The organism is Facklamia sp. P12955 (assembly GCF_050409565.1).
Classification (GTDB): Bacteria; Bacillota; Bacilli; order Lactobacillales; family Aerococcaceae; genus Facklamia.
In genome coordinates this window covers 20,550-33,619 of the sequence record NZ_JBNUPF010000025.1, presented here as the reverse complement: position 1 = coordinate 33,619, position 13,070 = coordinate 20,550, and the positions used below count along the sequence as shown (strand labels likewise).

Below are 13,070 nucleotides of genomic sequence, written 5' to 3'. Positions count from 1 at the left end.
ACTCATCGTCTGCTGTAACGGTTTGTTCCGCTACTTTTTCACCGTTTGCTAAGAGTTTTACCGTGATTTCTGCTGGACGTATACCATCTTGATTGTTACTATCGTCCCAGGTTTTTACCCCTTCAATAGTTACTACTTCAACATATTTATTAGTAATATTAAACCCATCAATAACTGTCTCATAACCTTCAACCTTATCTTCAGTAATAGTGTATTCAATTTTTTTACCATCTTTTTCAATCGGCTTACCAGTAAACCTGTACTTCCAATTATCGGCGGCAGTAACTATTTTAGAATCTACTTTTACACCATCCGCCAAAAGATTAATAATGATTGATTCTGGACGTTTACCATTTTGATCATCAGAGTCATCCCAAGTTTTAACGCCTTGAATAGGTGCATAATCTGAATAATACCCAGCATTCCTTTTAGCAATAGTATTCTCTCTATTTAACGTGAAGACATCTGTTAATCCATCATTAGCGTCTAAGATTGTGGACCCTTCTGCGTCTTCAAGGTTAGGTTCCGTAAGAATATACCCCTCAGGAGTGCCTATTTTAATTCGATAATTTCCGTGATTGAACACATCAAAATGATAATATCCCTTGTCATTCGTTAGTGTTTCAATTGGATTTCCCTCTTGATCGGTCACCGGATTGCCTGATTCATCCACTAAAGCAACCTTATGCGATTGAAAAACTGCTTCATCTTCACTTCGTATCGAATTTTTATCCGTATCTTCAAACACATAACCTTCTACTTGATAGCGAACAATTTCAAGAATCGCATTGTTCGATTCAAAGTAATCAAGATTCGATGATAATGATGTTCCGTAGGAGTTAACTGCCTTCATACCTAGTTTGAGGTCAAAATCATTAGGGACTTTTATTGGTACATTAAATGATGCTCTTTGTTCAGTCTTTAGAGTGTATCCTTCGATCATTTCAATTTTAAAAGCTTTGACAGTAGTAAAATTACTAGGAGAACTTGTCCAATTAGCCTCGGTGGTATAGTTTTTCATGTTTTCTGATGGAGTATCACTTGTATAGAACACTTGAAATCCTTCGGGTGCTTGAATAGGTCCTTCTAATTGAACAGAGAACTCCGATTCTCGAGGTACTCGACTATCTGATTCATAGGAAGTCCCTACCGTTTTATCTCCTTTATGAGGAAGAATATCTAAAATTATTAATTCTTCAACATCGTTCGTTGAATTATTTAGAACGGACATATTGTACTCTGCGGATGTATTTATTTCGGAAAAGCCACTTCCAGGAGCTAAAGTGAAATTCTGATCTAAACTCCCTTTAACGGATTTTGTTGTTATAACTTCTCTCGGAGGGGCATATGTAATAGCTTGCTTTGACATAGCAATACTGTCGGAAGTGCTCCCATTATCATTTAAATCAAAGATATCCTCGACAGAACCTCTAAAAACTTTAACTTCTTCATTATTACTCCAAGCTAAATAAGCACTATTTTCATTCTTACCTTCAGTAGCTAGCTTCGTAATTTTCGTCTGATACTCGATAGAAAATGGCGATCTTGTGGTAGAACTGTATGTAGAGTGATCGATACTAGTAACTGACGGTAATACCCAAATCAAAGCCGTTTGACCGGTGCCTTTATAATTGGTAACCACTTCCGGCTCCGTATTTGCGATTAGTTGGTTGTCATTAATTCTATATATTTTATCAGTATAACTATTAAATTTCGAACTGTTTGGAACATATTCAAACCCATTGGGTAATAAATCTATGACTTTTGTGAAATCAATACTATTTCCCTTAGGTAATTTATTAATATAGGGAGCTAATTTATATTTCACAGTTTCTCCAATAAAAAAAGTATTGTTCGAAGAATCAGCCGTTTTTATAAGGTATGCGCCAGTGTCAACTTTCTCCAACTCTTTGAATTCAGAGGCTTTCTGCCTTATGGGCGTGTTTGACCCTTCAAAATCAGCCTCTATCGTAAGATGATTATAAAACTTATTATTATTGGCATTTTCTTCATCAAAATTTACTGTCGAAGGGTCACGAAACTTACTATAAATGAAGACTCTAAGTGATTGGCTTGGTTTAAGTCCACCGTTTTCATCGGATGAAGAAGAGTACTTAATTATCACATCCTTCACATCTTTACCTAATTCTACCGTATAATCAGCTTCTGCTATAGATACATCTGTGGCTATCGTTTTTTCTTCTCCTTGTTCATTGACAAAAAGAATATCAACTGTACCTTTAAAAATTTCATCTGACGCTCGCTGAACTGTCATTTTACTAAAATAGAATCTCTTATCCAAATCATGATCTCTCATGATAATCTTGTTCATATTGCTACCAATTTCACTATTAGTATTTCTTACAATAAGCGTCCAATAGCCCTCGAATTCTTCTTTAATCTTGGGAATATCTGCAATCCTTTCACTACCATTCTTAAATCCATTAAACGAATTTGTATTACTTATTAGAGAAAAGGTTATATCATCTTCTTGATTTATTTCTAATTCGTATTCCGGTTTGTTTTGAGGAATAAATGTTGCTTTCATCGTATTACTTATTGGTTTATTGACTTCATAGCCAGGAAATTTCAGATATAAGACAGGCGAGGTATGACCTCTATTTCCACCCAATGTTAAAACTCTCTCATCTATATACTCTGCTGTATGTGTGGCTGAATCATAATTCCAACCGTTATTCAATTCTGGGATAAACACTGCACCCTCGGGTAAGATATCTCGATAGATTACCTTCTCAAAATACCGTTCTCCATAGTTAGGCGTACCTCGAATAGAACTCATATATAAAGTGAACGGAATTGGATTCAATTCTTCTAAGTTCTCAGATAGAAAACCTGGATTAGATGAATCCTCTAATCCACCATTAACTTTACTCCCATCATCACTATTTTGATTAATTTCTTTTCTCGACCGAAACTCAGTAGTTTTCCAATTTATAGTGAGTGAATCTTGTCCCAACAAATCAGTATTCTCATTTGTGATAGTAGCTGTTATTAATTGTTGATACCCATTAGGAGTTTCTCCACTCTTAGTGCGATACCTTATTGGAAGGTCTATACTGTTACCACTTGAAAAATTATTAAATTTATAAGTAATAACATAATTATTACCATCTTCTGTAATTTCAAAGGGTACTCCTTGAGTCTCATTTGAAGAGGCTACAATCGAATCGTAATCCACATACGCTTTGGGTAGATTAATTTTTACAGTATAATTACCGTTTCCTGAAGCTGAATCCGTAGTGGACAAGCCCATATAGAACAACGCTTCTCGTCCAGTAACATACTCTTGAGGCTGACCATCTTTGATATATAAGGAAAAACGAGAAAGAAAATTAGTAACATCAGTTGTATTGCTTTCTAATTTATTTTCTTCTGTCAAAGCTTCTAAATGCTCTTTAGTTTCTTCATCAGAATCCTTAGATGTGTCTATGTTTTGATTCGCATCAATTGATTCTTCGACAAAAGTCGTTTCATTCGCTTCCTGACTTTGATTTTCTTCAATCTCTTGAGTTTCTTCCATTCTATTTGTAGTATCTGTATTTATTGTTTCTTCTACTAAAGAACTTTCCACTATTGGAACTTCTGTTGCATAACTTACAATGGGACGCACCATATTACTAAAAATTAGCATTACGGTTAAAATTAACTGCATGACTTTTTGCATATTCTTCACTCCTTTTTAATAAATAACTATTATTAGCATAGTTGCTTTTATTATATACCACAAAAAAAAAATTTAACAATGATATGGGTAGTGTCAAATTTTTCGTCCATTCATAAGAAATAATGTTTTTGATGAAAAAGGAAATAATTCCCCTTACTTAAAATCCGAAGCAATTGTCAGCAATTTACACCGCCCGCCGTGGACGAAAATACTGAAAAGCCATCCCTAAAAAGAAAATAAGGAGATGTTTTTAATGAGTATCATTAATCTATTATCGAAGCGCACGCAGGGGGCAGAAAGAAAAACAGCTATCCATAAACTATTAGATCCCGACTGCTTTTTGGTTTCTTACTATAGGTGTTGCATTTGATTTGACAATTCGTCATTTCAAAAAAATTACTAAAACAGATAAGTTCAAGTTGGAAGTCATCAAAGGGGCAATCACCGCATACGCTACCACTGTACTCAAGGGACAGACCGTCACTAACCCCGCAGATGTGGCTAAATATCTGAATTTATATTGTAAGGAAACTAAAAAAGAAAAGCCGGTCGCTTTATTCTTAGACTCGAAGAATAAAGTTCGAGGGGTGCAAGAGATTTTTATTGACAATGTCAATTCGACCATCCTTAGCCCCGCAGAAATTCTTCACGAGGTGCTTAAGTACCCAACCTCCCGTCTTATCCTATCTTACAATTACCCCAGTGGCGACCCCGCCCCTTCGCAAGCAGTTATACAAAGTACTAAACGCTTGAGTGAAGTTTGTCGACTCATGGGAGTAGAACTACTTGATCATTTAGTTGTTGGTGACGATCAATCTTGTTCAATTCGTTCGGACTACCCCGAATTATTTTAAGAGGTGGGAGCCAAGCGCCCTCTCTTAAAGCTAAGCGCGCTGAATGCAATTGCACCGTTAAGCACAGCAATTGCGTAAGAGTATAAGAGTTCAAGGTGGTTTTGCGGTATTTTTATTAAAATTCAACCTCTCGAGCACCAAAAAACAAACCTTTGAGGGTTTAAGTGAGGCGCTCATAAACCTTTATATTATGCAATCCCTTTGAAATAATGGGGCACAATTTCAAAGCTAAGAAACAGTGAGTGGGGCGAGACGGGACAGTTTTTACTTCATAAGTCCCACTCGAATTGATTCGATTAAAGCTGTTTTTTATAACGAATGTCAAATCATCTAACTACAAAATATAATACCTTAGCTTCGCTAAGCTCTCCGACTGTAGACAAAGCCTTGTAAATCACTAGCTTTTAGTGATTTACAAGGCTTTGTCATGTATAAAAAAAGAAAGTGGGTGATTTCTATGATGTCAGTCAATGCCGATAGTAAAACTTTTGAAGCACGTAATCAGATCGCTTTTCATGCCCTCAAAGATCTCCTTTAAAAAGGAAATCTGCTTTTTAAATATTCATTGCTATCGGCTTCTTCTAATTTTCCATCTATCATTTTAAAAAATCGGTCACATTTAGATATTAGCCGCGTGTCATGCGTCACCATAATTGTTGCTTATGCTATTTCCTTAGTCATTTTTGCTAAGAGATCCACTACCTCGAAAGCACGTTCACTATCTAAACTAGCCGTCGATTCATCAGCTAAGCGGAATTGATCTTTAACTTTTAAAAAGGAATATGATTCGAGGCTTGTAAAATTAAACCTATTTTATCAAAGCGGCGTTTAGTACGTTCTTTATCACTTAAAGCTGAAAAATCTTCTTCTTTTAAGTAGACTTGACCTTTTGAAGGACTTTGGAGCCCTCCAATAATCGATAATAAAGTACTTTTACCAGAACCAGATGGGCCAATTATGGCCACAAATTCGCCTGGTTCAATCACAAAATTAGTCTGTTTCAAAGCTTGAATTGTTTTGTCACCATCTTTAAAACTTTTTTCAATATTTTTAATTTCTATGGCTTTCACGTTTATCTCCTAAGATATCGCTTAACTTGGATCAATGCGTACAATTTGTCTAACTGAAAGCAATCCACCTAAAACCGCAAAGACAATCATTAAGATCATTGTAATTCCAATTAATTCCCATGAAAAAGCAAAAGGTACTTTTGCTGGTAAATAAAGGGCTGTTAAAAGAGTAAATATCAAACCGAGCGTGGCTCCTATAACCGCCATTAGTAAAGTTTGGTAGACGACTGAGCTACCGATAACGAAGCTTGAAATACCCTGTGCCTTCATGACACCTATACAAGACTGCTATGATCATTGCTAATAACTGCCGCCTTATTAGAAAATAATTTTTGTGAATTAAAAAAACACTTAGTCTCAAATTTGCCTTTAAGTAGTTAATAAAGACAATTTGGGCGATAAGTGTTTAGAATTATAATTTTTTATTTTTTCGATTTATTATTAATATCCGCTAAAATCATTGCAATGAAATCTTCAACCGAAACAGATTCTGAATTTTCTTGACCGTAACGACGAACATTCACATTACCAGATTCAACTTCTTTGTCCCCAATTACTAATTGGTAAGGAACTTTAGAAGTTTGAGCTGAACGAATCTTATAGCCAAGTTTTTCATTACGCAAGTCCATTTCAACGCGAACACCAACATTTCTCAAAGCATGATAGATTTCTTCTACTTTTTCACCATGGGCTGCGAGATTAACTGGTAAAAGAACAACTTGAACTGGAGCTAACCAAGTAGGGAAGGATCCCTTGTACTCTTCAATTAAGTAGGCAACGAATCGTTCCATAGTTGAAACTACACCACGGTGGATAACAACCGGACGATGGTCATTTTGACCATCCTCACCTACATAAGTTAGGTCAAAGCGTTCTGGAAGTAGGAAGTCTAATTGTACTGTGGACATGGTTTCTTCTAAGCCAATAGCTGTTTTGAATTGAACATCTAACTTAGGCCCATAGAAAGCTGCTTCCCCTTCCGCTTCAAAGTAATCCAATTCTAATTCATCCATAGCTTCTTTAAGCATAGCTTGGGCTTTTTCCCACATCTCATCATCATCAAAGTATTTCTTAGTATCCTCAGGATCACGGTATGATAAACGATAACGATAATCTGTAATGCCAAAGTCCTCATATACCTCAGAAATCAACTGTAACACACGCTTAAATTCCTCTTTAATTTGGTCAGGACGAACGAAAATATGCGCATCATTAAGTGTCATTTCACGAACACGCTGCAAGCCTGATAAAGCACCCGATTTTTCATAACGATGCATCATCCCTAATTCTGCAATTCGAATAGGTAGTTCACGATAGGAATGAATATCATCTTTATAAATCATCATATGGTGTGGACAGTTCATCGGTCTTAGAACAAGCATCTCACCGTCACCCATATCCATAGGCGGGAACATATCATCTTGATAATGATCCCAGTGTCCCGAGGTCTTATAAAGATCCGTCTTGGCCATGATTGGAGTGTAAACATGTTGATAACCCAATGAAATTTCCTTATCAGTAATATAGCGTTCGATGGTACGACGGATAGTTGCTCCATTAGGTAGCCAGAAAGGTAAACCTGATCCCGCTTCCGGACTAATCATGAATATGTTCAATTCTTTACCTAATTTACGGTGGTCGCGCTCCTTGGCCTCTTCACGTAATCTTAAGAATTCATCTAGATCTTCTTGTTTAAAGAATGCTGTTCCATAAACCCTTTGCATCATCTTATTATCAGAATTGCCACGCCAATAAGCTCCAGCGAGTGACAAGAGTTTAAAAGTCTTAATCTTACCAGTTGAAGGCACATGAATTCCACGACATAAATCAGTAAAATCTTCTTGCGTATAGACGGTGATAATTTCGTCTTCAGGTAAATCATTGATTAACTCTTGCTTGTAAGGATCATCCTTAAAAATCTCTAAAGCCTCTTGACGCGATACTACTCGCCGTTCAATTGGATAATTGGCTGAAATAATTTTTTTCATTTCCTTTTCAATTTTTGGCAATTCTTCTTCGGTAATTGGATCTGGTTTGTCAGTATCATAATAGAATCCTGAATCAATGGCAGGTCCTACACCAAAGTGAATACCTGGATACAAACGAGTCATAGCATGAGCCATTAAGTGAGCGGTTGAGTGACGCATAATTTGTAAAGCTTCGTCGCTTTTATTAGTGATAATCTCAATTGACCCATCCTTTTCAATTGGTCGATTATGGTCAATAATCTCTCCTTCAAATTTACCTGCTAAGGTTGCTTTAGCTAAAGAACGAGAGATAGATTCTGCTACTTGCATAGGTGTGATGCCTGATTGATATTCTCTTACAGCACCATCCGGTAATGTTAAATGAATTGTTGACATATAAGATTCCTCCTCCGTACTACTGAAACTTAAAACAAAACGTCCCATTGGCTATTACTAACCAATGGGACGTGTATTCGACGTGGTTCCACCCAAGTTCATTATCTTTTATAAGATAATCTCATAGAGTTAACGCCTCCGACGTCTCGACTTACCACTCATGCTTGAGTCGAGCATTCAAGAAGGGGTAAAGCTAATTATCATTAAGGTCTTCCAGCAAACGACCTCTCTCTTGAAATGAGGGAATTAAACTTCGTGACTTCTCATTAATTTCTTATCTTGAGTTAAATTCATTAAACCATCAATCTTAAAAAAATGCAAGAATTAGTTTCATAATTGCATTAATCTGCCAATGCCAGTCAAATTAGCTAAAATCCCTAAAAACATAGGAAATAATAAAACAGTTTGCTTTTCCACAAAGAAATACAACCCTGCCACCGTTATTTGAATAATCAGTGCAATAGCAAGGACTAGCAATATAAACCTTTGCTCTTTTTTAAAATCTGTTGATTTGAATCCATCTCTCATACATCGATTTCCTCTCTTTAATAAATTAACGGTTAGATAAGCGGCGATTTTCTCCCGTCAATTGCCATTCCTTAGTTAAAAATTTAATTCTTTCCATGATTCTTGCCGCTTTCGTCACGTCGGAAGCATTACGACTAGAAGCTAAATGAACTTCTAACTCTGCCATTGTGAAGTTGGAAGTGAAAAATGTTGGTAAGGATTCCTTCATCCGATGTTCGAGTATAACCCCTAATAAATCATCTCTTAACCAAGCTGAATTCGATTCCGCCCCAATATCATCAATAATTAGAACTGTTTTCTTCTTAATTTGCTCTAACATCATAAATAATTGATTGTCTTGCCCAATCACAGCCTTCATTTCCATCGTAAAGGTTGGGTAATGAATCATCGATACTTGATAACCCAAACTGGCTAGAGCATTGGCTAAGGCCCCTAATAAATAGGTCTTTCCAACACCAAACGGTCCAGCGATATACATACCTCTGGCTTGACGAATATTCACTTTAATCTCTTCAATAAAAGTTGTGACAGCTTCCATCAACACTAAACGTTGCGGACTGGTTAAGTCGTAATCTTCAAGCCTTGCTTTTTGAACATCTAGAGCCATCATCCGATTATCAATTAAAGCAGCTGTTTTTCTTTGGGCCTGTTGATGTAAATAACTTTGAGTGGGCACATAGGTAACATCTATATAGTTATAGTTGATAAAAAGTTCCGGTGTAAAACCAGGGTTTTGCCCTTCTTTACCTGCTGCCATGGCTTCTTTTTCCATCCGATACTCGTTGAGTTTGGATAGAGAATTCATGATCATTTCTAGTGAAATTTTGTCCTGATTAGCATTGATAAAATCCTTAATAGCAGGATAATTGAGAAGCACTTTTGTCATTTCTTGACTTGAAGCAGATTGGGGTGTTTGATTTTCAAAATCTTTCATCAGCTGTTTGATGGATTGCATCTTAATCTTCCCCCTTATTTAATAAGTTCTCTAGTCGTTTGCGAATTTCTTCTTCTTTTAATTGTGACGAAGGTTTTGCGCCTTTGTCTATAGAGTCATCATCTATCTCCTTTGACAATGCGTTCTTACCATTTGTCTCAACTGGTTTACTGCTAGCATTTTCTTGAGAAGTGGCTTTTGGATTTTGTTGTTCCTTCAACCAACTAGGCACCAACTCTTGATATTTTTTTTTGTTAGTCCAATTGTTCTTTGATGATTGTGCTTTTTGCTTGTCTTTAATTTTACTTTGTTTCTCTTTAAAGAGTCTCTGCTTATGTAAGAACTCCAAGGCCTCTGCAGGATTGGATAGTCCCACTTGTTGCCACTCATTAGCCAATCGATTCGATCTTCCTTTTTCAAAATTGGCGTGCCCTTCCATAACGATTAAATAATAAACTAAAAAGTTCAAGACAGCTTGTGGCAGACGTGATTTCTCAATTAGTTCTTTTAAATAATAATGTTCAGAACTCGTCGCAAATCCGCCTGCTTCTTCTTTAATTTGATTTAAAAATTCACTTGGATTCATTTGCTGACAGATAAGTATAATTTCAATTTCTTGATCGGTAAAGCTTGGATAGTTCGTTCTTAAATCATTTTTCAAATTAGCAAGTTCTTCGTGACTTGCTTTGACTGACTGGTCGACTAATTGATCATAATATTCGCGTTTCTTAAAATACTGATATTTTGCTGCATAAGTTCTTAACAATTCAAGATCAATTTGTTGTGTGACTGGACTTTGAGCGAGTTTAACAACTTGCGCCATAGCTTCCTCATCTAGTTCATAAAACTGACTTAAGCTAGCTATTTGGTTCAAGACAGCTTGGCTTATCAATTCTTTAGCAACTTGTTTACTGGCTAGTATCTGATAAAAGAAAGATAAATCAAATCTATCTTGAAAGTTGTCTTCATCAAGCTCAAAATTTGAGTATTGGTCTTGGAATTGTATGCCTTCGGTCGCTTCAAATAATTCACTACGACGAAAGTTTTCGCTTTTAGCATTGATAACCTCAGCGAAAGGTAAGGTGATTTCGCTTAATGCTGTCTGCCCTAGGTCTTCTTTTTTCCACAGACGAATCAAGCCATAATAAGACTCATCACCTATTTGATTAAAAAGAGCTAATGATAATTGGGGATGTTTAAAAAAATGTTCCACTGACAAAGGCATTTGCATTTCATAGAAAATAGTTTGCCGTGTATAGTCATCATGTGACTTTTCATCTCGATAAGTCCTTATAAGATTCACAGCTTCTAAATGAATGCGTGCTTGATTGAAATCCCCTATACCCATATTAAGAACAGGTAATAATCGAGAGTGCATCGTCCGATAGGTCCAATTAAGTTTTTCTCTCGGTTGGTGGGCCAAAGTTAAATATAAACTGACTGCATCGGCCCCAATAATCGGTTGATAAAGTTGAGTTAAACATTGAAGTTGCTGAAATGATAAAGGAAGGCCTAATTTGACTTGATAAGGTTGATAAGGATTAATCTGTAAGACCATGGTCCTCTTGCTCCGATGATTTTGATTGTAGCGTTAGGGCTTCAAGTTCTTTAATAAACATTTCACGTGATTGGAATTCACGGTATACCGAAGCAAAACGAATATAGGCCACTTCATCTAATTCCATTAATAAAGGCATTACAAATTCACCGATATCTTTACTAGCAATTTCTTGTTCACAAACTTCTCGAATTTTATTTTCAACGTGACCGACCACTTCTTCCATTTGCTCACGACTAATCGGTCGTTTTTCTGCCGCTCTAACAATACCACGCAAGAGTTTATCACGATTAAACTCTTCACGTGTTCCATCACGTTTAACTACTAATAAAGGTGTTCTCTCAATACGTTCATAAGTATTAAAACGAAAACCACAAGTCATACACTCTCTTCTACGTCGGATAGATGCACCATCTTCTGCGGGTCGGGAATCAATTACTTTGGATTGTTGCTGATGACACTTTGGACATTCCATCAAAGCTCCCCCTTTCTATATAAATATATTAAAGTAATTCCTAATTCTATTATAGCTTATTTAATAAATCTTGTAATGCTTGATTAACTTGTTCAGCAACTGTCTCTTTGTCAAACTCAGTATCAATGACAAAATCAGCTTGCTCAATTTTTTCGATAGTGGGGATTTGACTAGAAATTTTTCTTTGAGCCATTTCTAGATCGATTTGATCTCTTTGAGTCAAGCGTTCTAATTGCTTATGATAAGGCGCATAGATCACCCACACCTGATCAAAGAAAGCTTGCCAACCCACTTCATATAACAAGGGCACTTCAACGAATACCAATGGTTCAGATAACGTTTTAATTTGACGTCTTAGCTCTTCAAGAATCAAAGGGTGTAAAATTTGATTGAGGGCTTCTAAAGCTTGAGAATCATTGAAGACTATTGCCGATAAAAGTGGACGGTTTAAATGACCTGAGCCCAATAGGATTTTTTCAGAAAATCTTTCAACCAGTCTATTTAATCCCTTACTACCAGGCTTAACTACTTTCCTTGCAATTAGATCCGTATCAATAACTGGATAGTTTAAATTTTTAATTATTTGAGCCACGGTTGATTTACCGGTTGCTATTCCTCCTGTTAATGCTATCAAAAACGTCATACTATACCTCCTGTTTAGTCGATCATGTTTGCTTTTACTAAGTAAAATATCTCTGACACCTTGGACAGTAATGTGTGCCTCGTTGAGCCAACTGAGTTTTTTCTACGGTAGTACCACATCGAAAACAAGGCTGTCCCTTGCGCCCATACACTTGCAATTGTTGTTGAAATTCTCCTGCTTGTCCTAAACTGTTGCGGTAAGTTCGAACGGATGAGCCTCCTGCCTTGACCGCTTCATCAATCACCTCAATGATTGATTGATGTAGATCTTGCATATTACTTAGTGGAACAGACCTGGCCAAACTAGCTGGATGGATTCCTGCTCTAAATAAGGATTCATCAACATAAATATTTCCTAAACCTGCCACTGTTTTTTGATCTAAGAGAACAGGTTTAATCATACGATTAATTTTGGATAGGTCTTTTTGAAAACTTGCTAAATCAAACTCATTTTCTGTGGGTTCTGGACCTAAGTCCTTGGCGAGAAAATAATTTTCTAGCTCATTTTTCGCTATTACTTCAATCCGACCAAACTTTCTAACGTCATGATAGTTCAATAAAGTTCCATCAGAGAACATAAATTCGACATGAGTGTGCTTATCTTTTTGATAGGATGTCAATTGATCTTGAGGAGTGTATTGATATTTACCTTCCATTCGCAAATGCGAAATCATAACCTTATCGCTAAGAATAAATATTAAATATTTTCCTCTTCGTTTGACTTCAATGATTTGTTGGTCGATTAACTGATTAGCAAATAATTTTACTTCTTCAGCATTTTCAGCCCCTACTATTCTAGGCCAATAAACATTTACTTTTTTTATGGTCTTTCCTTGAACCAACTGATTCAATCCAATCATGACAGCATTTACTTCTGGTAATTCTGGCATTTAACCCACTCCTAAACTGAAATCTATTTTTATTTTATCATGAAAGAAGAACTTTGTCGGTTATGTCGAAT

Annotated in this window: 10 protein-coding genes and 1 pseudogene; 1 reads left to right on the top strand and 10 read right to left on the bottom strand. The window is 36.2% G+C overall.

Translation table 11 applies throughout. The annotated features are described in order from the left end of the window. Positions 1-3,685, bottom strand: a 3,685-nt coding sequence (locus tag ACQV2G_RS07570; RefSeq protein ID WP_428876505.1) for a Cna B-type domain-containing protein, incomplete at its 3' end; no start/stop codon positions are given. Between the two features lie 371 nt (positions 3,686-4,056). On the opposite strand from ACQV2G_RS07570, the gene ACQV2G_RS07565 reads away from it, so the two are divergent. Next, entirely contained in the window at positions 4,057-4,539 is a 483-nt protein-coding gene (locus ACQV2G_RS07565; protein ID WP_428876504.1) for a JAB domain-containing protein, read from the top strand. 534 nt (positions 4,540-5,073) lie between these two features. Here the strand turns inward: ACQV2G_RS07565 and ACQV2G_RS07560 are convergent. The 9 genes and pseudogenes from ACQV2G_RS07560 to mutM form a co-directional block, all read right to left on the bottom strand. Then, a pseudogene (locus ACQV2G_RS07560) lies at positions 5,074-5,609 on the bottom strand (ABC transporter ATP-binding protein). 21 nt (positions 5,610-5,630) lie between these two features. Next, positions 5,631-5,879: an FtsX-like permease family protein gene (locus tag ACQV2G_RS07555; RefSeq protein ID WP_428873627.1), complete on the bottom strand. Its 249-nt coding sequence runs from the start codon at positions 5,877-5,879 to the stop codon at positions 5,631-5,633. A 152-nt stretch (positions 5,880-6,031) separates the two neighbouring features. After that, the gene (thrS, locus tag ACQV2G_RS07550) at positions 6,032-7,972 is read right to left on the bottom strand and encodes a threonine--tRNA ligase (RefSeq protein WP_428873626.1); all 1,941 of its coding nucleotides are present in this window, start codon (positions 7,970-7,972) and stop codon (positions 6,032-6,034) included. Between the two features lie 330 nt (positions 7,973-8,302). Then, on the bottom strand, positions 8,303-8,500 hold the full coding sequence (locus tag ACQV2G_RS07545; protein ID WP_428873625.1) for a hypothetical protein: 198 nt from the start codon (positions 8,498-8,500) through the stop codon (positions 8,303-8,305). A gap of 25 nt (positions 8,501-8,525) precedes the next feature. Beyond that, positions 8,526-9,455, bottom strand: coding sequence for a primosomal protein DnaI (dnaI, locus tag ACQV2G_RS07540; RefSeq protein ID WP_428873624.1), 930 nt, complete (start codon positions 9,453-9,455; stop codon positions 8,526-8,528). Position 9,456: 1 nt separating this feature from the next. After that, entirely contained in the window at positions 9,457-10,992 is a 1,536-nt protein-coding gene (locus ACQV2G_RS07535; RefSeq protein ID WP_428876503.1) for a DnaD domain protein, read from the bottom strand. Next, positions 10,976-11,467, bottom strand: a complete 492-nt coding sequence (gene nrdR / locus ACQV2G_RS07530) for a transcriptional regulator NrdR (protein ID WP_428876502.1) — start codon at positions 11,465-11,467, stop codon at positions 10,976-10,978. Before nrdR ends, ACQV2G_RS07535 begins: the two co-directional genes overlap by 17 nt. 49 nt (positions 11,468-11,516) lie before the next feature. Further along, on the bottom strand, positions 11,517-12,110 hold the full coding sequence (gene coaE / locus ACQV2G_RS07525; protein ID WP_428873621.1) for a dephospho-CoA kinase: 594 nt from the start codon (positions 12,108-12,110) through the stop codon (positions 11,517-11,519). A gap of 37 nt (positions 12,111-12,147) precedes the next feature. Beyond that, the gene (gene mutM, locus ACQV2G_RS07520; protein ID WP_428876501.1) at positions 12,148-12,999 is read right to left on the bottom strand and encodes a DNA-formamidopyrimidine glycosylase; all 852 of its coding nucleotides are present in this window, start codon (positions 12,997-12,999) and stop codon (positions 12,148-12,150) included. Positions 13,000-13,070: the final 71 nt, after the last annotated feature.